Raw genomic sequence first — 21,564 nt, 5'->3', positions numbered from 1 at the left:
GAGTAAAAGAGTGAGTATAAAATTGAGTAAAAAGCGATGAGCAGCATCCATCCTGCAATATTAAAAACCCAAGCCTGGTTAGAGCAAGTGATTATTGGCTTAAACTTTTGTCCGTTTGCCAAAAAAGAATTCGTTAACAATACCATTGACTATCATGTCTGCGCTCAGCGAAAGTTAGAGCAAGCCCTAGAAACCGTTATCGCGCGCTGCCACTATTTACAACAACATGATGAAATTGAAACGAGTTTAGTTATTTTTAGCTTAGGCTTTCGCGACTTTGAAGACTATTTAGACTTAGTCGATTATGCCAATCAATTGCTAGTAGACTCGGGTTTTGAAGGTGTTTTTCAATTAGCCAGTTTTCATCCTGAGTATTGTTTTGAAGGGGAAAGCCCTTTAGATGCGGCCAACTATACTAATCGCTCTCCTTTACCGACCCTGCATATTATTCGCGAAGATAGTTTGGCGCGTGTACTGGCTGTCTATCAAAATCCAGAGCAAATTCCTGATAATAATATTGCGCTTGCGCAAGACAAAGGGAACAACTTTTTCAAGCAACTGTTAGCTAATATTCATCAAAAGCATGAATAGTGTTGGCGAAAAGTCTTTACAATCATAGCGCTAAAGATTTGTTTGCCTAATAAAGCAAAACGCAAAAACTTTGGGTATAATGTCGGCTCATATTATTTGGGCTTCAACGTTAAGTAATTTTCATTAAGGTGTTTAATTTTCGTGGATAAAATTTCCGTAGTACAAGTTGGTGGTAGCATAGAGCGCGCTGTAAAAGGTGAATATCACCTAGATATGAAAGCAATTATTAATGAAGCTTGGCGTAGTACGCAGCAATCTCGTCTCTCGTTAAATGTCGGGTTATTATTTACTTACTTTATTGGCATTATCGCCGCCCTTGCCGTGGGCGAATATTTTGGCGGCTTAACAGAGCTTATTAATAGTATTGAGCTTAAAGGCGACGAGACTAAAATGCCTGAAGATGTTGCTCAAAAAATTAATTTAATTTTTATGGTAGTGGCTATTGTTCAATGCCCATTGTTTGCTGCGTTAGATATGATGGGGGTAATGCATAGTGTTGGTATTAAAACAAAAACTAGCCTTATATTTGCCTTTTTTAAACGCAGTAGTTGGGTAATTTTGTGTTCGTTATTATCGTCAATTTTAATTCAATTAGGTTTGCAGTTGTTTGTTTTGCCGGGACTATTCTTAGCGGTATCTTTGACAATTGTTATGCCACTTGTGATTGATAAGAAGCTGTCGGCAATGAAAGCGATTATTGTTTGTGTGCAAGCTACACGTTTCCAATGGTTTAAAATTGCAGGTTTATACTTAATTCTTGCCGGCGCATTTGCAGCTTCGATGTTGCCGTTGATGTTATTAGCCAATACAGGCGCTGCAATTATTGGCGTAATGGTATCCTTATTTTTATTTACTTACCTTGCTCCGATGTTTTTTAACGTTAAAGGTATTATTTACCGTGAAATGTTTGGCGTACAATTACAAGCCAACGGTTCAAATGGCTCGTCAGCGAATGACGTTTTTATTGCCTAATGTTAGGTCGGATTTTTATTGCATTTGCATAAGGTGAACATGAATTATTCTTTAATTATTAAGCTAGTTATCCTTGTTGCCAGTGCAATGATGTTAATTGCGCCTTTTACTTTTTTAAAACCGATAACTGATGTTTCGACTTCAACGCCTATTGAATCAGAAGAAGTTGCAAAGAAAGCTACGGTGAAAACAACGCCTAAAAAAGTTGTGGTCGAAGAAAAACCCTTACATTCGGTGGTATTGCCCGATTTTCGTAGCATTGTTGATGTGAAAGAAAAAAAACGCCAGTTCTTTGCTTTTATTCGTCCTTCAGTCGAACAGGAAAATGATAAAATTCTTGAATTGCGTGAGCAATTATTAACGATCGTAGACAAACTTTCTTTAGAAGACCCTTTGTCAGAGCACGAAACGGCGCTACTTAAAACTAACGCTAAAAAATATAAAGTTAGCGGCCAATATTCACAGTTATATCAAGCCCACCAACTATTGCTAAAAGTTGATATTATTCCTACTGAGCTGGTATTAGTACAAGCGGCGAATGAATCAGCTTGGGGCACATCACGGTTTGCACGTATTGGTTTAAACTATTTTGGTATTTGGTGTTATCGCAAAGGTTGCGGTATGGTGCCTAGCGGTAGAAATGAAGGCGCACGACATGAAGTTGCCGCGTTTGATAGTGTTGACCACGCTGTAGAGCGCTATTTGTTTAATATTAATACCAATAACGCTTATCAAGTTTTTCGCACGATTCGCGCACAATTGCGTTCAAATGAAGAAGAACTTGCACCTGAAATATTGGCAACAGGCTTATTGCCATATTCAGAGCGCGGTATCGATTACGTGTTAGAGTTAACTGAAATGATCCGCCATAATCAAGATTATTTTGTTGAAAGCGATTAGCCATTAAATGCAACGTCGACAGTTTATAAAATTAGCAGGATTTAGCACTTTAGGTTTGGCCTCTGGTGGGGCAATTTGGTTGAGTATTGGCAATACCTCAGAGCCATTGACCATTGATAGCGCATTAGTGAAGTTGTCTGCTTTATCGGTTACGCCTTTGCAGCATTCTGGGCAATGGCCGATTGCTAAAATATTCACCCATTGCGCGCAAAGTATTGAATATTCGATGCTTGGCTACCCTGAGCATAAATCAGCATTATTTAAGCAAACCGTTGGCGTAGCGGCATTTTCAGTATTTTCTGCCAAAGGGGCTATGGTACACAACCTATCCGAAGCAATTCCTGGTGCGCCAAGCTTACCGACCGATAATAATATAAATAAGGCGACAGAGCGCCTAGTAAAAGCGTTTAAAGACTTTCAAGCCTATCAAGGTGCCTTGGCGCCGCATTTTGCTTACGGGCCCTTAACAAAAGCTGAATATGCCTTGGCACACGTACTGCATTTTTTTAATCATTTAGAGGAAGTTTCGATACTTGCGTAGTTGACGGCCTTGAATCGATTTATGATTGAATTCGAAGGCCGTTTGAAAGATATTATGAAAACTAGGCTGTGATATAAAATGTGTTACAAGGTCGCAATTGTTGCTACAAACTTAAAGCAGACCTTATCGCTTGACGTTGGTTGAAATTCATACTCAATTTTATCGCACCTTTTTGCTATTTCATAAAACCCCAAGCCAGCACCTTTACTGTGCTTGCCTTTGCCGCTTCTTCGCAGTTCGCGATACATTTTTTTTATGGTGTCTTTATTGTTGCAGGTTACATCAATCAGCCTAGGTTCTATTTTTTCTTTAACATCCATCGTCATAATATTTTGACTCGACACATAATATTCATTGTTTTGATTGGTTCCGACCATAATGATACTTCTAAGATCAAAGGCGTCATCTGATGCAGCAACAATATTTGAATAGTTCATCATGTTCTGTGAAAGCTCGACAAAAATGGTAAAAAGGCTATTAGATGCCCCCATACTCAGATCAGAGTCTGTTGCGGCTTCTTCAAGTGCGCCGGTCATTCCATGAATTAAATCTGAGGTCAAAAGACCACAATAGGTTAAAAATATAATGCCTTCTTTTTTAAGCAGTCTCTCTAGCTCGTTAGTAAACTTAGTTTCCACTGTTATTTTCCTTAGTTCAGATTAATTATCTAAAGGTATGTAGACAATTAATTGCACAACAAATACAACGGGTTATTAACTAACACTCGAAGCTTTGTTTTATTACCCTTTTAGTAAAGCAAGCTATTAGGGGCGATATGTAGAGCAATAGAAACTATTCTTTAATGATTAAATTAATGTTTAAATCTTCAAAGTCTTCAATGAAATCTTCTCCGGCTTCCTCTGCTACGTCATTTTCAGGGTGGTATAACCAATTAACTTCTATTTCGTGATTTATTTTCGCTTCATCAAGTACATCAAAAAAGTCGAAAAATAGCTTTGAACTACTGGAGTTAAAATAAATTATTTCCATATTTATGATGGTCTTAGACTTTACATGACTTGCGAAGTAAGACTCGAGCCATTTCATAACAGGGTGGTAAAAAACAAAACTATTCTCAGGATAAGATTTGCCAACAATAGAGATAATGCCCGTTTCAGCACTCATATCTACTTTAGGTGTAAACTTTGTTTCTTCGATAATTAAATGTTCCATGGTCCCTCACTTTTGTCTTTTGCGTACGTAAAATTAAAACTTTATCCCAGCGACAGTAATATCATCATTTCTATCTAAATTTCCCTGATATTCTGCCAGTTCGTTAATAAAAATAGTTTCTTGTGTCGACATTGATTGTTCGTCAAAACTACACAGTAGTTCCTTAAAGCGTTTTTTGCCAAAACCAAAACCTTTGTCACCACCACTTTGATCAAAATACCCGTCAGTGCTCAAATATATCGCCATATCTTTTTGGATTGCAATGGTGTGCTCTTGATACTCGTAGTCTGTTTTACAAGACTTGTAACCAACCGAGTGGCGACTACCTTTGATAAGTTCAAGCGCCTTATTTTTAACGATGAATAATGGCGTTTCGGCACCCGAAAATTTTAATAACTGCTTCGTTTTATTGTAATACAAAATACCACCGTCAAACCCCACGTTGCTCATAGATGTTTTAGAGTACTGTTGTAGCATGTCTTTAATGGTGCTGTTGAAGGTTGACAGAATTTTTGCTGGGCTAACCTCTTCATCACTATAGTTGATTTCGGCAATTATTTGCTTTTCAATGGCTTTGACTAACATAGTGACAAAGCCCCCGGGAACGCCATGGCCAGTGCAATCAATTAGCATCAGTAAGCTCTCATCACCGGCCCTTAACTGCTCAAAGAAATAGATGTCGCCGCTAACAACATCTTTAGGCTGCCAAATGACAAAGTGATCAACAAATTGGCTTTTTAGTTTGCCGCTATCTGGAATTAAAGATTTTTGTATAATGGCGGCGTAATCAATTGAATCGCGAACTTGCTTATGAACAAGGTCAACTTCTTGTTTTTGCTCTTTGATTTTTGAGATCATAAGATTAAAACCATCAAACAATACTTTAAACTCATCCTGACTGTTGTCGTTTATTTTTATATCGTAGGTTTTACTTGCTGAAATTTGCTCCATCGCTTTTTTTAGTTTAAAAATAGGGGAAGTAAATGACTTTTGTACTTTAAATGCGAGTACTAAGATAATGAATAGGGCAATCAAAGAGGCTAGCAATTGCATGATCAATTCATTGATAATTCTATTTTTCAATATACTGGTGTCAGTGATCAGCACAAAGGAGCCGATATAGGTTCCGTCGGTAACTATTTTCCGGTTAACTAAAATATTATCAAAGTCTATATAGTCATATTCTTGCTTGGCTTTATGGTTAGCCTGCTGTGACGTTAAAAGTGTTAATATCGACTGACTTTCAATGCCTTCTTTAATATATTTCGAAAATACATAATTCTCTTTAGTGAAGAAAAATGCTGCCTTAATATTTTCATTAAACGATAAGGTATTCAAAATAGCGACAGCACTGTCTTCATCATCAAATTCTACCGACGCTTCAAGTGTGTGACCAATAACAATGGCCAATTGTGATAACTCACGCACATCATGCTGCTTTGACGCATAAATAGTACTTGTGAGTGTTGTTATTGAAGAGAGTAAAATAGCAATTAATGCTGTAATACTCAGCAGTAATACTAATTTAGTTCTGATTGACTTTACCTTCATCAGCACAGTTAAAATCCTATACTTGTTTGTAAATAGTAATACGCGCCACTATAGCCAAAAGGGGAGTATCGAGAATAAGGTTTTATACCGTCTGTCGCATATATATCACCTGATAAGTTTTTCCATTTATTAGGTTGTTCGCCAAAAATATTATTAGCACCCAAGCTTATGCTTATTGCGTTACTTAGCTTATATTTAGCATCTAAATCGACGGTCCAAGCGGAGTCAAAGGGGTAAGAGACATTGTTGATCACTTGGTTATAACCACCAAATTCGCTGATATTCATGGTCAATTCAACTTTTGACAGTTGATAATGGGTTAAAAATCGTATGTTTGATTTTGGCTGGCCATTTTCTAATCGCACTATTTGTTCAAATGAACCATCCCTGTCTAAGGTATCATCATTAAAATCTATAAGTTTATTGTCAGAATAATTATACCAAAAACTCATTTTAAGCTTTGCGTCACCTTCAAGAGTAGGCATGTAATCTATTTTTACATCGATGCCTTTGGTTTGGGTTTTTAGGGCATTAGTAAAGAATCTGGCTTTGGTGACGTTGTTTGCTTTTAGCTGTTCGATTTGTGCAGTTGTTGTACCTTCTTGCTCATTTGATAAACTGATCCTGTCATCTACTTTGGTAGAAAAATAATCGACCATCAATGATAGGTTTTGTATTGGCTGATAAACCGCACCTATGGTTAGATGTTTTGATGATTCAGGAGTGAGTTCTTTTGCTCCTAATGCCTGAGAAACCTCATGGCTTGGAGTAAACGTTCCTTGCGTTGATAGCTTATTTGTAACGGTATCGGCAAATGACGATGTTTGTGAATAACTGGTTTGTGCAAGCGATGGCGCTCTAAAACCTGTGCTGGCAGAAGCTCGCAGTAAAAGTTGGGGAATAATTTTATAGCCCATTGCAACTTTAGCATTGGTTGTGGAACCGAAATCTGAATAATCTTCAAATCGAGCTGCGCCTTCTAAAGATAAATGGGTAAATTTATGCGAGGCGTTTATATAAAGGGCATAATTGGAACGGTGACGGTTAGTTGCATTTTCCGGCTTAAAGCCAGCAAAGCCTTGTGAGCCGGTACCTACGTATGAGGCGAATTCCCCCTGTTTTATTTGATACTGTTCATAGCGGTATTCAAGACCTGCAGCTAAACCTAAATTGCCAAAATTTTTGTTTATGTCTAAATTGGTGGTATTTTGGATAAAACTTAGCTCACCATTATCAAAAGACGTGGGAGATAACGCCCCCAAACTTTGATTGATACTGTCGGTGACATTAAATTCAAAACTGTTATAACCATAAACATTACTTAAATCCCAAAAGTAGCCGTCATTAAGCTGTCCATTCATACCTGCTGTGAGGGAGTAATCCATTATGGTTGCATTAATCATAGGTAAATAACCGTCTGGAAATATTTCCCTATCTGGGTCTGGCACTCTAAAAAATGCACTTGCTTTGCTGTCGCGATAATTAAATAGGGCATTTGTATAAAAGGTTAAATCCGTTTTTTGAGGAATTTCAGCATTAAGTGCTAGTTGAAGGCTTTCTGAGTCAGGTATGCCAACATGAGTACTTACGATCGCCGGGGTTAATCTTTTATCGGTGCCAGCGCGTTGCGTTTGTTGTTGGTCAATGACTGAAACAGTCACATTAACAAAGCCCTCGTAGCTTAATGGGAAGGAAATAAATCCATCTACATAAAGCTGCTCACCATCTCCTTCGTCTCGTTGACCAGCGCTAAAGGTCATACTGTCTTGATGACCTATGCCTTTTAACACAATATTAATGACACCGGCAATGGCATCAGAGCCATATTGCGCTGCTGCTCCGTCACGTAATACCTCAATTCTTTCAATTGATTTAACCGCAATGGTATCAAAATCAACACCACTAGTGCCTCGGCCGATTACGCCGTTTACATACAATAACGAGGAAGTGTGTAATCGTTTGCCATTAACCAGCACTAAGACTTGATCTGGACTCATTCCTCTTAACGTCGTTAACCTGACATGGTCACTGCCATCGGCAACAGAGGTTTCTGGGGCATTAAAGCCTGCAATAAAGTAGCGCAATACGTTAGTTAATGAAGAAAGCCCCGTGCGCTCTATTTGATCAAAGGTTATAACATCTACAGGCGATCGTGCTTCTAAAATATTTCTGGCTTCGTCTCGAGTACCCAATTCAGCTTTAAGCTCAGAGTCCATATCCAAGATAGACTCAAGGCTTTGGTCAAATAAATCATCATCAGCGTAGAGGGGAGTGCTAATGAATAATAAATTAAGCAATAGGGAGATAAATTTAGTCCGTTTCATTTTCTACCTTACTTTCAACAATTGTTGCTATTTTTAACAGCGAAGAGCTTATTTTTAAATTTTCTTTTTTTGACTTCGTGTAATTGATCTTCAATTTGTTTTTTTGTGATGAAGTATAAATCTGAATAATGCCGTTTTTTTCAGCAAAACCTCGACTATCACTAATGGTAAGTACATTCATACCTTCCACTTTTTGTAAGGTTTTTTCGAGTACAGAATAACTCACCTCAGGAATAAACAGCACATGGGTGTTATGTAGTTCATCAATGTTGTCGATATTAATCACTTCAACATTTCTGTTTTTTATTTGTTTTCCTAAGTAAGTGTCACTTACTAAATTGCCAAATTCGGCATCACCTACAATCGTGATTTTAAAGGTATTTTCGTTTATCGTTTTCCAAGTGACATATTTGGCTGTTTTGCCAATAATAAAGGCTTTTATTTTATCTTCAGATAGGTACGAGTAGGCATGCACATTAATAGAAAATATTAATAAAGCAAAGGTGCTAAGAGCAAGGCGGAGAAGAGGTTGTAGGATTCCTTTATTCCTAAAATCTAAGATCAATCAAACTATCCTTGTCTACTAAATCTTTAGTAGTAACTATACTACTCCCCAAAAATTCAATTTTCAATACACCTATAACGTATCATTTATAAACAATCGCTTGAGGTGTTAGGTTAAACTTAGAACAAGTTAAGAAAATCACCAATATTGAGGAAGGCATTGCTGATATTAAAGCGTACAAGTGCAATATAATTGTGAATTTAACTGATTTTTCAAAATATTAACTTAGTATTATTTAATCAGTAGAAGATAAAATTAAGCACTTTATTTTTTAATCACTTACGCTATAAAGTTAATAGGAACACTGTAAAATTTAATAAAACGCTGATAAGTTAAAAACAACCGCCGCTATAAAACACTGAAAAAGTAATGGAAGACTTAAAAGATGAAAGAGTATGAAAATAAACTTATTGTTGAAATTGAGACGATTAAAGAGAGTTTTACAAAGCTAACAGACAATATTATCAAAGATGTTAATCGCCAAAATAAGATCATGGCTCGTAGTGATAAACGGCAAAAGCAAGAGTACGACGAATTACAAGATAAGCTTGAAGAAGTTGAAGCTTTACAAAGGGAAATAGAAGAAACACAAAAAGAAGTTGTCTTTACGATGGGCGCTATTGGCGAAAGCCGCTCTAAAGAAACGGGCAACCATGTAAAAAGAGTGGCGGATTATTCCAGGTTGTTTGCCCTTTATTATGGCTTAGGTGAACGTGAGGCAGAGCTGCTAAAGCAAGCAAGTCCTATGCATGATATCGGTAAAGTCGGGATCCCGGATGCCGTGTTAAATAAGCCGGGCAGACTTAATGAGGAAGAGCGCGCCATTATGGATACTCATGCGGAAATTGGCTTTGATATGCTGAGAATGTCGAACAGAAAATTACTCAAAGCAGCAGCCACCGTCGCTTATGAGCATCATGAAAAATGGGACGGAACAGGGTACCCAAGAGGCTTAAAAGAAGAAGAAATCCATATTTATGGACGAATTACCGCCATCGCTGATGTTTTTGACGCCCTAGGCAGTGATAGGTGCTATAAAAAAGCTTGGCCAGATGAAAGAATATTTACGTTATTAAAAGAAGAGCGCGGTAAACATTTTGACCCAAAACTTGTTGATATATTCTTTGAGCATTTAGATGAATTTTTAGCAATTAGAGAAACGTTTAAAGATTGATTTAGCGCCAAAGGAGATGTTTGAGGAGCTGCAGTTAGCTCCTCATCTTTAACGAAGAGATTACTTTGTTAGGTTTTCACCCCGCATTTTTTGTATTTCAATAGCAAGCTACGACGCATCGACAATTTCAATATTCTGCACATCAATTAGGTTGGATGAAGAAATATCGACACCGCCAAATTCCTGCGCTTTTGGGGCTTGCGTTCTATCAATAGCAAGATCAGCAAAATTGTACTGATTATGATCCGATAATTGCGAAGGGCTAATATTTTGCGTACTTTTAAAAACACTTTCCACACGCCCAGGAGATTCTTGATCCCACTGAACCAGCATTTTTTTAATGTGTTTTCTTTGTAAGTTTTCTTGTGAACCACAAAGGTTACAAGGAATAATCGGGTAGTCATTTAACTCAGCAAGTTCCGCGATATCTTTTTCTCGGCAATAAGCCAGCGGTCTGATAATAACGTTACGTTTATCATCACTGAGTAATTTTGGCGGCATCGCTTTGAGCTTGGCGTTGTTAAACATGTTCATTAACAATGTTTCAACGATATCGTCCATGTGGTGACCTAAAGCTATTTTAGTAGCACCAATTTTTTCTGCAAAACCGTATAAAGAGCCTCGTCTTAGGCGAGAGCATAACGAACAAGTGGTTTTACCTTCAGGAATTTTTTGTTTTACAACTGAGTAGGTGTCTTTATCGACGATGTAGTAATCAATGCCTTTTTGTTCAAGGTAGGTAGGTAAAACGTGCTCAGGGAAGCCTGGCTGTTTTTGGTCAAGGTTTACGGCGATAACGTCAAAATTAATTGGTGCAACACGTTTAAGGTGTAATAGCGTATCAAGCATTAAAAATGAATCTTTTCCGCCACTTAGCGCAGCTAAAATTTTATCACCTTCTTCAATCATGTTGTAATCAGAGATGGCTTTACCTGCTAGGTGCCTAATTTTTTTTTCAAGTTTGTTGCTAGGATCTTGTTTACTGTTCATTGAAACTACTACCGCTAAATTTACTTTTTGAACTGCTGCTCTATTAATGCGCGGATTCTACCATAATAAAAGATTGAAAGCGTAATTCGAACTCAATTGATCTTTTAATTTTGTTATTGCATAGCGATTTTTGTAAAGGACGTGGCAGAAACAAAAAAACGCATCAATTATTCGCTAAGGTGCGATATTGATGCGTTTTTTTTCTGGTAAGCCGGCGATGCGTTTACCTATAAATCGATTACGTTTTAATTAACGCGGCACTTTCTTCGGCAAAACCAACACCTGCTTCGCTGTAGAAGTTAAATACTTTATCAATACCATATTCTTCTAGGGCGATGCGTTCATCGTCGAAACGTGCAATTGCGGCTATTTTTCCTTGGTAGTTAGCAGCTTGCAGTTGAGCGGTAATGTTGTAGCAGTCTTTAACACTTGGCACTGCAAGTAGTACTAATTGAATTTTATCTAGGCGTATATTTTCCCAGAAATTAATATCTTCAGCGTCGCCAAAGTAAGCTTGCATGCCGTTCGAGCTTAACCAGTTGATCTTGCCTTTGTCTGCGTCTAATCCCCATGCTTGGCTTGGCTTTTGTGCTTCAAGTGCGCGATAAGCACCCATACCAACGCGTCCCATACCCACAACGACAATTGGCGCATCGCAAGGTTGAACAAATACGTCTTCTTCAAGGCGGTCTTTTCGCTCAAATTTATTAAGGTATTCTTTATTATCGGTAAAAAAGGTGTGCGCATATTTGTACGCGATGTTGGTGCAAATAAACGAAATAGTGACCGAAAGTGATAATATGACCAACCACTCGTTAGATAACCAGCCTGACTGCACACTAATGGCTGCGACAATCAAGCCAAACTCACTAAAATTACTTAACGATAATGACGTTAAAAAGGAAGTGCGCGAGCGTATTTTTAACCAATTAAACAGCGTGAAAAATAATACAAACTTAAAGGGTACGAGTAAGAATATAATCGCAGCCATGCCTAACATTGACCATGTCGGCAATGCTGCAAAACCAATCGACAAGAAAAAGCCAATTAAAAACAAATCTTTGAAACTTAATAGTGACTTGGTGATTTCACTGGCTTTAGAGTGAGACGCTAAATACATGCCTGCTAATAGGGCGCCTAAATCACCTTTAATATTGACCAGTTCAAATAATTCGTAACTGCCAAGGGCAATAAAAAAGCCCGTTAATGGAATTAACTCGCCGTGACCTACTTGATCAACCAATTTATTTAGCCATGGCTTGATAAAGAAAAAGCCAACTAGGGCGATGGCATATATTGAAGGAGCTTTGCCGGTTGCAGCAACTAAGAACAATACCGCGACAATATCTTGAATAACTAAAATACCGATGGCGAGTTTGCCGTGACGGGTTTTCATTTCACCATTTTCTTCCATCAGTTTTACCACACACACTGTGCTACTAAAACTTAAGGCGAAAGCGATAATGGCCGCTGAAAAATAGCTAAGCTCACTAAAGTAGGGAATGGAAAAAATAACCAGTAGTTTGATAAAAGCAAAGGTTACGGCAATCCAGACAAAAGAATGAGACAAGCTGCCTAGCCACACTTCAGTTTTTACTAAATCTTTAATATTAAGTTTTAAGCCGATCATAAATAGCATTAAAGTAATGCCCAGATCTGCTAAGTTACGTAAGGTGTCACTTGCCTCGTAACCGAGGAAATGCAAGATAAAGCCTGCTGCTAAATAACCAATTGAAGGAGGGAGTGTTATTACCTTTGCCGATAAACCTAAACCAAAGGCGAATAATATCCAGATAAATTCCATTAAATAAACCTCAAAAAATAAAACTAGGGTAGGGAAAGTTGTTGTAGTTGTTTGTCCATAAATTCAGCAATTATAGGCTGAGCTTTTGCATTTGGGTGAATACCGTCGGGTAGCATTAGCGTGCTGTTTGTAGCGACTTGTTCTACAAAAAACGGCAACAAAGGTACAGCCGCCTCGTTTGCCACATCAACAAAGACCTGTTCAAACATTTGATTATACCTAGGACCATAATTAGGTGTGATCTTTATTTGCATTAATGCAACGGGAATATTTTTATCTTGTGCAAGTTTGATCATTTGTAACAAATTATTTTTAATTAATTTGGGCGAATAGCCTCGCAAACCGTCATTTCCCCCCAGTTCAATCAATAAATAATCAATTGTTTCATTCGCTAGAATGTTAGGTAATCGCGCTAAACCGCCTGTTGTCGTTTCGCCGCTAATGCTAGCATTGTGAATAAAGTAGTTAGCATTTTGCTCAGCTAATTGATTATTGAGTAAACTTACCCATCCTTGTTCCGGCTTCATGTTGTAACTTGCGCTAACACTATCTCCAAGTAATAAAATGGAGTTAGCGGCCCAACTGGGTGATAATGCTGAAAAATAAAGTAATAAAAACAACGAAAATAGTGAGTTTTTTTTCATGGCGTTAAATTCCGAAGCGATTTTAAAAGTACACAATCTGACTAAGTCAGTACAGTTAGAAGATAAAACCCTAAAGCTATTACAGCCAATAAATTTAACCGTAAATAGCGGCGAGTCGCTCGCTATTGTTGGTTCATCGGGTTCAGGCAAAACTACATTGTTGTCGATCTTAGCCGGATTAGATTTGCCAACATCAGGTGAAGTTTATCTTAAAAGTCATGCATTACACCAGTTTAATGAGGAACAACGTAGTAAAGTGCGTGCCGATCATGTTGGTTTTATCTTTCAGCAATTTTTATTGATAAACAGCTTAACAGCGATTGAGAATGTGATGCTGCCGGCGGAATTGGCCAATCAGGCTAATGCCTTAGAAAAAGCAAAAACCTTATTAGCACAGGTTGGTTTGGACAAAAGAGCGGATCATTATCCTTCGCAATTATCTGGCGGTGAACAACAGCGAGTTGCGATAGCACGTGCTTTTATGGCAAGTCCTGATATTTTATTTGCTGATGAACCAACCGGAAACTTAGATACAGCCACCGGGTTGCACATTGCTGATTTGTTGTTTGAAATGAATAAAGAGCTTGGTACGACACTGGTTTTAGTGACACATGATGAAAAACTCGCTGCGCGTTGTCAGCGTCAAGTGGTGATGGACAGTGGCGTTCTAAGCGAAGTTTTGGGTGACGTGCAAGCGAGTGACTTATGATGACAATAGTCAATTCATCCAATAGCTGGGTTCGTCAGTCATTACGTTTATTGCACCATGAATTACGTCGCGGCGAATTAACCATTATCTTTTTGGCGATTGTATTAGCGGTAGCAACAGTTTTTTCATTGTCGGGTTTTACAGGGCAAGTAAAACAAGCCATTTTAACCAGCAGTACCAACACCATTGCAGCAGATCAAGTACTTCGCAGTAGCCGGGAAGTGCCAATTGATGTAATAAAAGAAAGTGAGCAGCAAGGTTTAACATTAGCAAAGAAAATTGAAACTAATTCAATGGCTTTTGCCGGTGAAGAGATGTTGTTGACCGAACTAAGCGCGGTTTCGAAGGGTTATCCACTGCGCGGTAAACTGAAAGTTAAAACGTCTTTATCGCAACAGGTTGCACAAGAGGCAACTGCGCCAGCAGCAGGTAAGGTCTGGGTAGAACCAAGTATTTTAGGCCGCATGCAGGTAAATATTGGTGATGAGATAGAGCTAGGGTTCGCAAAATTTGTCATCGCTGGCGTGGTAACCGATATTCCAGATCGTTCATTTCGGGTATGGGTTTCAGGCCCTACGATTATTTTAAATATTGACGATATGGCAAAAACTGAACTTATTCAGCCAGCTAGCCGTGTTACCTACAAATATTTATTTACTGGTGAACGTGAAGATATTGATGCATTTGGTACGTGGTTAAAACCACAGCTTAATGAAGCGCAGCGCTGGTACGATGCTAAGCGTTCGCAAAATCGACTCGCTAATATTGTGACTACCGCCGAAGAGTTTTTATCATTAGCTAGTATGCTTGGCATTGTATTGGCAGCGGTTGCTGTGTCTGTAGCAAGCAGGCGATATGGTCAGCGCCACCAATCAACCGTTGCGGTTTTTAAAGCCCTTGGTGCAAGCCAAAGTCATGTGCAAAAGCTCTATTGTTTACATTGGAGCTTGCTCAGCGCGATTAGCATTGGCGTGGGTTTAGTGCTCGGTTATATTTTACTGCTTTTGGGCACAGCTGCGATAGAAAGTTATTTGTCATTAGATGAAACTACATTAGGTTTTACGCCGTTTATTACCGCTATTTTTACCGGTTTACTGTGCTCACTTGCCTTTGCAGTCGAGCCTTTATCAAAATTGGTTAATACTTCACCGCTTGCTGTTATTCGTGGCTTTAGTAAATCTAATACACTAACGTTTAGCCTTAAACAAACACTGCCTTTATTAGCACTGTTTACACTACTGTTTATTTTTAGCCGCGATTTAATTATGAGTGTCTCGCTATTATTGGGTGGTTTGTGTGTTTCAATGGTTTTACTGCTTGTTGGCCGTATTTTTATGAATGCAGGTCGCAGTATTGGCAGTAAAGCAGGTAAGTCGTGGCATTTAGCGTTGGCAAATCTTCGCAGACGCGCTAATGAAAATAGTGTGCAGTTAGTAAGCTTTACTATTGCGATAAAATTATTATTACTGATCACCGTGATCAAAGGTTCAATATTAAGTGATTGGCAAGAGCAGTTTCCAGAATCAACGCCGAATCATTATTTAATCAATGTTGCCAGTAATGAAGTTCAGCCATTAGCTGAGTATGCTCAAGATAATGCCATAAGTAACCAAGGTTTTTATCCGATTTACCGCGGTAGGTTGTCAGCAATTAATGGTGAAAAAACCATCAGGACATCACCGTCTGAGCAAGATGCACAACAAACAGACGATGAACAAAACAGTGAACAAACGCAAGGTCGTCGTGGTATTGGCCGAGAATTAAGTTTAACTTGGCTCGGCGATAAGCCAGAAGATAACCAAATAGTCGCTGGAACTTGGTGGCAATTAGCTGATAATAAGCCACAAGTTTCAATAGAAAGCACCATAGCTGAACGCTTAGATATTGTTATGGGTGACAAGCTAACGTTTGATTTAGGTGGTGTTAGTTTTTCCGTGCCAGTGACCAGCATTCGCGAAGTTAACTGGCAAAGTCGAAAACTTAATTTTTATATGATTTTTAACGAGGCTGCGTTAACTCAATTTACCAGTACTTCGGTGTCAGCTTGGATGGTACCCGAGCAACAAAAATCACAGGTTTATCAATTTTTATCGCAATTTCCAACCATTTCGGTGATGGATTTTGGCGCGATAATGAAACAAATCGAACAAATGATTGAGCAAATATCAATCGCCATAGAATTAATTCTGATTTTGGTTGTATTAGCAGGCAGTTTAGTCCTTGTTGCGCAAGTGCAATCGAGCATGGAAGAGCGCGAACGCGAACTCGCTATTTTGCGTACACTTGGCGCAAAAGGAGCGCTATTAAGAAATAGCACCTTGTTTGAGTTTGTCGCCCTTGGCGCGATTGCAGGTCTTATGGCTAGTATTGCGATGGAAATTGCGGTGTTCTTTTTACACACTCAAGTTTTCAATATGCCAGCGAGCTTTCATTTTCAATATTGGCTGGTGGGGATTGGTGCGGGCGCGAGCTTTGTTGGCTTAGTTGGTATGCTGAGTTGCTGGCGATTGTTAAATTTATCAAGCGTTACCTTAATTCGACGAACCATGTAGGTAGTTTATTTGCCTATAAAAATTATGAACCTTAGTTGGTTTCAGGTATTATCGAGCCAATTTTAAATAAACAAGATTTACGTATTCTTGTGACTATTCAAGGAAATATGAATGGCAAAAGTAGACCAAAGTGGTGTCTTAAAAGCGCTGGTTATTTTAGCAGCAATTGTTGTGGTTTTTGCAGGAATAAAAACCGCTGCAAATATATTAGTCCCTTTTTTACTGTCAATTTTTATTGCAATAATCTTTAACCCTTTGGTTGCTAAAGCTACGGAATACAAGGTACCTAAAATTATTTCGGTATTTTTAGTGATTGCCATTTTTGTTTTTGTCGCTTTATCGTTAGGTGGTCTTGTCGGCAAATCACTGACAGAGCTTTCGCAATTATTGCCAGAATACCGTGAGCAGCTCAAAGAGCAGTTTTCATGGTTAACGGCAAAGCTTGCGACCTATAATATTCAAGTTTCTACTGCAATTTTACTTGAGTATTTTGACCCCGCCGCCGCAATGGGCTTAGCGACCGACATTTTGGGTGGCCTTGGTGGCGTAATGGCAAACCTTTTCCTTATTCTATTAACCACGGTTTTCATGTTGTTTGAAGCCTCGTCATTACCTCGAAAAATTCATTTGGCAATGGACGATCCGGCAATGCGCCTTGGACAAATTGATCGCTTCTTATCGTCGGTTAATAACTATTTGGCGATAAAAACACTCGTAAGTGTTGCTACAGGTTTATGTGTGTCACTGATGCTATGGGCGTTTGGTCTCGACTTTTATTTGTTATGGGGTGTATTAGCGTTTTTACTTAACTATATCCCCAATATCGGGTCGATAATTGCAGCCGTACCAGCAATGTCGCTAGCGGTGTTACAGCTTGGTCCGGGCGCTGCGGGTCTTATTGGACTGGGTTATTTATCGATAAATACCGTGATGGGCAATGTGGTTGAACCTCGATTTTTAGGAAAAGGTTTAGGCTTATCGACACTTGTCGTATTTCTATCGTTAATCTTTTGGGGCTGGCTACTGGGCACCGCTGGCATGTTGTTATCTGTACCTTTGACCATGATTTTTAAAATCGGCTTAGAAAATTCTGCGGAAGGGCATTGGTTAGCGGTATTATTATCAGGTGATGATCATGTTGACGAGCAAGTAGAGCAGCATGCTGCTATAGAAATGACTGATGAGAAAGCCTAAGTTGTTCTCGCTAATAATATTAGCGATTGCATAGAACTTTAATTAAAAAATAATCAGATAAAAAGAAAGCGCTAATTAGCGCTTTCTTTGTTTATTGCAATGGGTTTTTGCAAGCTTAATTCTTTGATCCTATTTTTGCTTAAATAGATATAACACATCTTATATACGTTAGCCGCTTCAGTACTGGGTGTTGTTGCCAGGTACTGCCAACGACAATTGTTTTCACGGTAGGTGAGGAAGTTTCGCTGAGAACGTTTAAACATTTCAAGCGGTGTGCCTCTGCCTGAGCTAAGTGATAAATCTTCTAGTTCAAAAGTCTGATTGTTCACCCAAGTTTGTAGTTCGCGGTCAACGAGCTCTTGTACGCGATCTAAACACATAGCGTAGTCTGTTGCAGATGCCTTTTTTTTCTGACAATCTTCAACGGTTTTAGCTGCATGGGCAAAGCCGGTAAACAATGCGGCTGAAATCATTAAACTTAAAGTATAAGAATTAAGCTTCATCAAAGCACTCTCTATGCAGGTAATACTTTTTTGTAAGGTTTTACCGTAACGTTTTTATATACACCGGCGTCAATATATGGGTCGACATCAGCCCATGCTTGCGCCTGTGTTAAGCTTTCAAACTCGGCAATGACTAATGAACCGGTAAAGCCAGCATCTCCAGGGTTTTCACTATCAATGGCGGGGCATGGTCCTGCAACTAATAATCGGCCTTGTTGTTGTAACTCTGATAAACGTGCTAAGTGCTTGTCTCTAACTGATAGCCTTAAAGCTAAGCTGTTTTCAACGTCTTCACTGTAAATGAGGTAATACATAAATTTTCCGTTGTTTTATATGTGTTTTATAAGTTATTAATTAATTTTTTTCTATGTTCTGAGGTTCGATGTTCTGAGATTCTTCTTTTTGTGATTCTTCAACTTTTTCTTCGTCTTCTTCTTTAGGCATATATTTATACAAGGATAAAACAGAACCAATTGCAAACACGAAAGTTAAGCCGGTTAAGCCAAATACTTTAAAGTTGACCCATACTTCTTGATCAAAATTAAAGGCGATATAAATATTTAGCACACCACAAACAACAAAAAATACTGCCCATGCGAAGTTAAGTTTAGACCACACTGGCTCGGGTAATGTTAATGATTCACCTAAAAAGCTTTTAATTAAATTTTTCTTAAACATATAGTTGCTAACGATTAACGCTAACGCAAAAACAAAATTAATGATGGTGACTTTCCATTTGATAAAACTGTCGTCATGCAAGAATATTGTTAGACCGCCAAATACTGCGATTAAGCCAAAAAATACCCAATTTCGCGTAGGTACCGGTTGTTTCTTTACCATGTAATAAACGATTTGCAGTGCAGAGGTGACGATAAGTGAACCAGTGGCCCAGTAAATATCAGCAAATTTATAAAAAATGAAAAATACGACGAGTGGAATATATTCTAAAAGGGCGTGCATATTATGCCTGATGAAATTAAACGTTAATTGATTTTAACTAAATGCACACTAATAGCCAAATAATTAACGATGAATTATTGCAAATTGGGTGTTGTATAAATTTTAAACGTTAGTTGTTTAGTATTTTAGTTTACTGAAAATTAAATTAAAAATTTGCACAAAAGTGCTTTAGAAAATTTTGTTAAAGCCGATAACAAAATAACAAAATAACAGAAGTAAAAAAGTAGAAAACCTTTGGTTGTTAACACATTAACGAAAGACATTTTAACGCACGAATTACAGCTTGGCGAAGAGCTGAATAAATGTGTGCATCAAAAAAGAAGATCTGATTTTTCTTTGATGCTAGCAATGTTAACTGATGATGTTCGAGAGCATAGCCAATTCTTAGTACCACAAAGTGATACGCCTGAAATAGAATCTACCGATGCACTATTACGGCGTCAATTTGCTTTACCTGAACAAGCCGAACTAGCACTATCTGAAATTAATGACATTAAGCGCTTTGACCAAGCGCAGCAAGTTGCTGAAAACCATTTATTGGATATTAAGCTCGCTGATGCCGTTAAGCCAAAACCGATTGCATTTCGTGATGATCCTAAACACATTGAAAGCCAGGTATTGAAAAATACCTCCATTCATTGCCAAAAAAAGCATAGCAAGAACCAAACCTCGACACCTTCTCGATTAGCCTTTGATGCCATTAATTGGCTTAACAGTTTGCAAACAACAATTGTTAAGTCGACCTTAGTAACGGCATAACATTGGTTAAGCTGCGCTATTATTGAGCACCAGCAGACATGCCAACTATTTTGTGACACTTAGGGCAACAAAATACTCTATTCACACTAAACCAACCGCGATTCACTTCAATTAGTTTATCCCGTTTTTTATCACAATGTGGGCATATAGGGTCGATATTCTCTTTAACTATTTTTACCATTTAGGTATTCCTTTCTGTAGTTAATTAGTTAATTAGTTAATTAGTTAATTAGTTAATTAGTTCATTAGTTAATTAGTTCATTAGTGCAATAAAATTATCTGCATAACTTTATATTTAAATGAAAATATGAAAATATGAAATATTATCTCAAACACATCATCATATTTTGTTAGTGTGGAATTTATTACAAGGAAAGTATATGTCTGAATCTACAGTCGCTTCACTTTTTTTGATCGCCTTTGGGGTTTTACCTTGTTTTTTATCGGGCTACTTTATGGCGATTAATCAAAAACGTGGTTTAATTTCTTTATGGAATGATAAGTGGTTTACCAACCCTGAAAAAGCCGCTAATTATTTAGGATGGTCGCTGCTTCTAACGGCTTCACTACTGCTAACTACCGCTGTTTTGCTTTATCTACAACTAATATCAAACCTCCTTGTACCCAATATACTCGTACCAATATTATTCATCCCAGTGTGCGGTGTTATTGGTATCAAAATTAAGTATGGCAAAAATTAGGCGTGAAATTTTGAACATCCATAATATTTCTATAAATCAGTAAAATAGAGGGCGTATATTTGAATAAAGTAGCTTTTCACATAAATCAAGAAACAGAGTACGGCGGTTTTGAATATTCAACGGTAAGTATTATTATCGACGGTAGGCCATTACCTGAATTAATGAAAAAGATTGAAATGAAAATGGCGGAAAAAGAAGGGCACCCAGATATTGCAGGAAACTACGGCACGTTAACTCTTCCATCTAATCCACATGATTATTATTTAGGGTTGATTGAAGCAGACGAAGGCGAAAACGAAGATAAAAGCACCTTGCTTGATTGTGCATGCGGATGTTTTGGCTGTTGGCCATTGTTATGTAATATTAGTATCACAAATAATAAAGTATCTTGGACGCATTTTGAGCAACCACAGAGGGGAAATAAGTCTGAAGGCAGCCATTGGAGTTATGAAGATTTTAACGGTTTTGTTTTTGATAAAGAGCAATACTTAAAAGCGCTTGAGGTCTTTCACCGTTAATTACGTGTTTTTTGATAGTTTTCTAATGAAGGTGTTTTACAATCGATAGTATCGATATATATATTTCGTTCACGCCACATCACTTCTAAGTCGTATAAACAAAATGAATATTTTTTGGGGTTTTCTTGCCAACCTTGCTCGGTGTTCACAGATACCGAGGTAAATAATTCATTGTCGTTTGCCCACCAAACCAGAACCAAGTAATCGAGACTTTCACCATCGTGAAAAATGGCAAAAGCTGGGGTGGTGTGCCAATCAATATCAATCGACGACTTAACTGAGTTTAACCTTGTTTGGTACTTAGCCTGATCAACTAAACCTGAGTGACTGGCGATGGTATAAATCTTTACACCAGTATTGTCTAGCCAGTTAACATCGCTTTGTATTGCCCTTGCTTTAAACATGCTTAACCTTTTACATCAATGAAATGCGCGCTTAA

The 21,564-nt window shown here is 38.1% G+C and carries 23 protein-coding genes; 11 read left to right on the top strand and 12 right to left on the bottom strand.

Translation table 11 applies throughout. From position 1 onward, the window contains the following. Positions 1 to 36: 36 nt before the first annotated feature. From ACRRSQ_RS16395 to ACRRSQ_RS16380, 4 genes are all read left to right on the top strand, one after another. A complete protein-coding gene (locus ACRRSQ_RS16395; RefSeq protein ID WP_440876845.1) occupies positions 37 to 591 on the top strand; it encodes a DUF1415 domain-containing protein in 555 nt (184 codons plus the stop codon). Between the two features lie 141 nt (positions 592 to 732). Further along, complete coding sequence (locus ACRRSQ_RS16390) at positions 733 to 1,563, top strand: hypothetical protein (RefSeq protein ID WP_440876844.1); 831 nt, start codon at positions 733 to 735, stop codon at positions 1,561 to 1,563. Between the two features lie 39 nt (positions 1,564 to 1,602). Next, positions 1,603 to 2,463 carry a glucosaminidase domain-containing protein gene (locus ACRRSQ_RS16385; RefSeq protein WP_440876843.1) on the top strand — a complete coding sequence of 287 codons (861 nt, stop codon included), beginning with the start codon at positions 1,603 to 1,605 and terminating at the stop codon, positions 2,461 to 2,463. Positions 2,464 to 2,470: 7 nt separating this feature from the next. Then, positions 2,471 to 3,004, top strand: coding sequence for a DUF1569 domain-containing protein (locus ACRRSQ_RS16380; protein ID WP_440876842.1), 534 nt, complete (start codon positions 2,471 to 2,473; stop codon positions 3,002 to 3,004). Positions 3,005 to 3,087: 83 nt separating this feature from the next. Here the strand turns inward: ACRRSQ_RS16380 and ACRRSQ_RS16375 are convergent, their stop codons facing one another. The 5 genes from ACRRSQ_RS16375 to ACRRSQ_RS16355 form a co-directional block, all read right to left on the bottom strand. Then, the gene (locus tag ACRRSQ_RS16375; protein WP_440876841.1) at positions 3,088 to 3,642 is read right to left on the bottom strand and encodes a SiaB family protein kinase; all 555 of its coding nucleotides are present in this window, start codon (positions 3,640 to 3,642) and stop codon (positions 3,088 to 3,090) included. Positions 3,643 to 3,796: 154 nt separating this feature from the next. Next, complete coding sequence (locus ACRRSQ_RS16370) at positions 3,797 to 4,177, bottom strand: DUF1987 domain-containing protein (RefSeq protein WP_440876840.1); 381 nt, start codon at positions 4,175 to 4,177, stop codon at positions 3,797 to 3,799. 33 nt (positions 4,178 to 4,210) lie between these two features. Further along, positions 4,211 to 5,728: a SpoIIE family protein phosphatase gene (locus ACRRSQ_RS16365; RefSeq protein WP_440876839.1), complete on the bottom strand. Its 1,518-nt coding sequence runs from the start codon at positions 5,726 to 5,728 to the stop codon at positions 4,211 to 4,213. Positions 5,729 to 5,736: 8 nt separating this feature from the next. Continuing rightward, positions 5,737 to 8,052: a TonB-dependent receptor plug domain-containing protein gene (locus ACRRSQ_RS16360; RefSeq protein WP_440876838.1), complete on the bottom strand. Its 2,316-nt coding sequence runs from the start codon at positions 8,050 to 8,052 to the stop codon at positions 5,737 to 5,739. Next, positions 8,039 to 8,617, bottom strand: a complete 579-nt coding sequence (locus tag ACRRSQ_RS16355; protein WP_440876837.1) for a YfiR family protein — start codon at positions 8,615 to 8,617, stop codon at positions 8,039 to 8,041. Before ACRRSQ_RS16355 ends, ACRRSQ_RS16360 begins: the two co-directional genes overlap by 14 nt. Positions 8,618 to 9,002: 385 nt before the next feature. Between ACRRSQ_RS16355 and ACRRSQ_RS16350 the strand changes: the two genes are divergently transcribed. Next, complete coding sequence (locus ACRRSQ_RS16350; protein WP_440876836.1) at positions 9,003 to 9,791, top strand: HD-GYP domain-containing protein; 789 nt, start codon at positions 9,003 to 9,005, stop codon at positions 9,789 to 9,791. A 108-nt stretch (positions 9,792 to 9,899) separates the two neighbouring features. Here the strand turns inward: ACRRSQ_RS16350 and ttcA are convergent, their stop codons facing one another. The 3 genes from ttcA to ACRRSQ_RS16335 form a co-directional block, all read right to left on the bottom strand. Then, positions 9,900 to 10,781, bottom strand: a complete 882-nt coding sequence (ttcA, locus tag ACRRSQ_RS16345; protein WP_440876835.1) for a tRNA 2-thiocytidine(32) synthetase TtcA — start codon at positions 10,779 to 10,781, stop codon at positions 9,900 to 9,902. A 238-nt stretch (positions 10,782 to 11,019) separates the two neighbouring features. Beyond that, a complete protein-coding gene (locus ACRRSQ_RS16340; RefSeq protein WP_440876834.1) occupies positions 11,020 to 12,585 on the bottom strand; it encodes a cation:proton antiporter domain-containing protein in 1,566 nt (521 codons plus the stop codon). A 23-nt stretch (positions 12,586 to 12,608) separates the two neighbouring features. Further along, positions 12,609 to 13,229, bottom strand: coding sequence for an arylesterase (locus tag ACRRSQ_RS16335; RefSeq protein ID WP_440876833.1), 621 nt, complete (start codon positions 13,227 to 13,229; stop codon positions 12,609 to 12,611). Between ACRRSQ_RS16335 and ACRRSQ_RS16330 the strand changes: the two genes are divergently transcribed. The 3 genes from ACRRSQ_RS16330 (at position 13,228) to ACRRSQ_RS16320 (ending at position 17,684) form a co-directional block, all read left to right on the top strand. Continuing rightward, positions 13,228 to 13,938 carry an ABC transporter ATP-binding protein gene (locus tag ACRRSQ_RS16330; RefSeq protein ID WP_440876832.1) on the top strand — a complete coding sequence of 237 codons (711 nt, stop codon included), beginning with the start codon at positions 13,228 to 13,230 and terminating at the stop codon, positions 13,936 to 13,938. The two genes, ACRRSQ_RS16335 and ACRRSQ_RS16330, sit on opposite strands and share 2 nt — an antisense overlap. Further along, positions 13,935 to 16,490, top strand: coding sequence for an ABC transporter permease (locus ACRRSQ_RS16325; protein ID WP_440876831.1), 2,556 nt, complete (start codon positions 13,935 to 13,937; stop codon positions 16,488 to 16,490). The genes ACRRSQ_RS16330 and ACRRSQ_RS16325 overlap by 4 nt, the downstream gene beginning before the upstream one ends. Positions 16,491 to 16,601: 111 nt before the next feature. After that, positions 16,602 to 17,684: an AI-2E family transporter gene (locus ACRRSQ_RS16320; protein ID WP_440876830.1), complete on the top strand. Its 1,083-nt coding sequence runs from the start codon at positions 16,602 to 16,604 to the stop codon at positions 17,682 to 17,684. 71 nt (positions 17,685 to 17,755) lie between these two features. Here ACRRSQ_RS16320 and ACRRSQ_RS16315 read toward each other — a convergent pair whose 3' ends face one another. The 3 genes from ACRRSQ_RS16315 to ACRRSQ_RS16305 are packed head-to-tail and all read right to left on the bottom strand — an operon-like array spanning position 17,756 to position 19,147. Continuing rightward, complete coding sequence (locus ACRRSQ_RS16315) at positions 17,756 to 18,187, bottom strand: lysozyme inhibitor LprI family protein (protein ID WP_440876829.1); 432 nt, start codon at positions 18,185 to 18,187, stop codon at positions 17,756 to 17,758. Between the two features lie 11 nt (positions 18,188 to 18,198). Beyond that, positions 18,199 to 18,501 carry a YciI family protein gene (locus tag ACRRSQ_RS16310; protein ID WP_440876828.1) on the bottom strand — a complete coding sequence of 101 codons (303 nt, stop codon included), beginning with the start codon at positions 18,499 to 18,501 and terminating at the stop codon, positions 18,199 to 18,201. A gap of 40 nt (positions 18,502 to 18,541) precedes the next feature. Further along, positions 18,542 to 19,147, bottom strand: a complete 606-nt coding sequence (locus ACRRSQ_RS16305; RefSeq protein ID WP_440876827.1) for a septation protein A — start codon at positions 19,145 to 19,147, stop codon at positions 18,542 to 18,544. A 234-nt stretch (positions 19,148 to 19,381) separates the two neighbouring features. On the opposite strand from ACRRSQ_RS16305, the gene ACRRSQ_RS16300 reads away from it, so the two are divergent. The 3 genes from ACRRSQ_RS16300 (at position 19,382) to ACRRSQ_RS16290 (ending at position 21,125) form a co-directional block, all read left to right on the top strand. Next, positions 19,382 to 19,906, top strand: a complete 525-nt coding sequence (locus ACRRSQ_RS16300; protein ID WP_440876826.1) for a VC2046/SO_2500 family protein — start codon at positions 19,382 to 19,384, stop codon at positions 19,904 to 19,906. Positions 19,907 to 20,286: 380 nt separating this feature from the next. Beyond that, positions 20,287 to 20,607, top strand: coding sequence for a hypothetical protein (locus ACRRSQ_RS16295; protein WP_440876825.1), 321 nt, complete (start codon positions 20,287 to 20,289; stop codon positions 20,605 to 20,607). A gap of 59 nt (positions 20,608 to 20,666) precedes the next feature. Then, positions 20,667 to 21,125, top strand: a complete 459-nt coding sequence (locus ACRRSQ_RS16290) for a hypothetical protein (protein ID WP_440876824.1) — start codon at positions 20,667 to 20,669, stop codon at positions 21,123 to 21,125. On the opposite strand, the gene ACRRSQ_RS16285 is transcribed toward ACRRSQ_RS16290, so the two are convergent. Then, on the bottom strand, positions 21,122 to 21,529 hold the full coding sequence (locus ACRRSQ_RS16285) for a hypothetical protein (RefSeq protein WP_440876823.1): 408 nt from the start codon (positions 21,527 to 21,529) through the stop codon (positions 21,122 to 21,124). The two genes, ACRRSQ_RS16290 and ACRRSQ_RS16285, sit on opposite strands and share 4 nt — an antisense overlap. Between the last annotated feature and the right edge of the window lie 35 nt (positions 21,530 to 21,564).

The organism is Thalassotalea sp. PLHSN55 (assembly GCF_052030545.1).
GTDB lineage: Bacteria > Pseudomonadota > Gammaproteobacteria > Enterobacterales > Alteromonadaceae > CANMXU01.
Note: the sequence above shows the minus strand (reverse complement) of the source record. Positions and strands in the feature narration are given on the sequence as shown.

Coding starts and splice junctions, on each gene's coding strand:
- ACRRSQ_RS16340 (WP_440876834.1), bottom strand. CDS start 12,585: ATGGAATTTATCTGGATATTATTCGCCTTTGGTTTAGGTTTATCGGCA.
- ACRRSQ_RS16350 (WP_440876836.1), top strand. CDS start 9,003: ATGAAAGAGTATGAAAATAAACTTATTGTTGAAATTGAGACGATTAAA.
- ACRRSQ_RS16380 (WP_440876842.1), top strand. CDS start 2,471: ATGCAACGTCGACAGTTTATAAAATTAGCAGGATTTAGCACTTTAGGT.
- ACRRSQ_RS16310 (WP_440876828.1), bottom strand. CDS start 18,501: ATGTATTACCTCATTTACAGTGAAGACGTTGAAAACAGCTTAGCTTTA.
- ACRRSQ_RS16385 (WP_440876843.1), top strand. CDS start 1,603: ATGAATTATTCTTTAATTATTAAGCTAGTTATCCTTGTTGCCAGTGCA.
- ACRRSQ_RS16360 (WP_440876838.1), bottom strand. CDS start 8,052: ATGAAACGGACTAAATTTATCTCCCTATTGCTTAATTTATTATTCATT.
- ACRRSQ_RS16395 (WP_440876845.1), top strand. CDS start 37: ATGAGCAGCATCCATCCTGCAATATTAAAAACCCAAGCCTGGTTAGAG.
- ACRRSQ_RS16370 (WP_440876840.1), bottom strand. CDS start 4,177: ATGGAACATTTAATTATCGAAGAAACAAAGTTTACACCTAAAGTAGAT.
- ACRRSQ_RS16305 (WP_440876827.1), bottom strand. CDS start 19,147: ATGCACGCCCTTTTAGAATATATTCCACTCGTCGTATTTTTCATTTTT.
- ACRRSQ_RS16325 (WP_440876831.1), top strand. CDS start 13,935: ATGATGACAATAGTCAATTCATCCAATAGCTGGGTTCGTCAGTCATTA.
- ttcA (WP_440876835.1), bottom strand. CDS start 10,781: ATGAACAGTAAACAAGATCCTAGCAACAAACTTGAAAAAAAAATTAGG.
- ACRRSQ_RS16330 (WP_440876832.1), top strand. CDS start 13,228: ATGGCGTTAAATTCCGAAGCGATTTTAAAAGTACACAATCTGACTAAG.
- ACRRSQ_RS16320 (WP_440876830.1), top strand. CDS start 16,602: ATGGCAAAAGTAGACCAAAGTGGTGTCTTAAAAGCGCTGGTTATTTTA.
- ACRRSQ_RS16295 (WP_440876825.1), top strand. CDS start 20,287: ATGTCTGAATCTACAGTCGCTTCACTTTTTTTGATCGCCTTTGGGGTT.
- ACRRSQ_RS16365 (WP_440876839.1), bottom strand. CDS start 5,728: ATGAAGGTAAAGTCAATCAGAACTAAATTAGTATTACTGCTGAGTATT.
- ACRRSQ_RS16285 (WP_440876823.1), bottom strand. CDS start 21,529: ATGTTTAAAGCAAGGGCAATACAAAGCGATGTTAACTGGCTAGACAAT.
- ACRRSQ_RS16315 (WP_440876829.1), bottom strand. CDS start 18,187: ATGAAGCTTAATTCTTATACTTTAAGTTTAATGATTTCAGCCGCATTG.
- ACRRSQ_RS16335 (WP_440876833.1), bottom strand. CDS start 13,229: ATGAAAAAAAACTCACTATTTTCGTTGTTTTTATTACTTTATTTTTCA.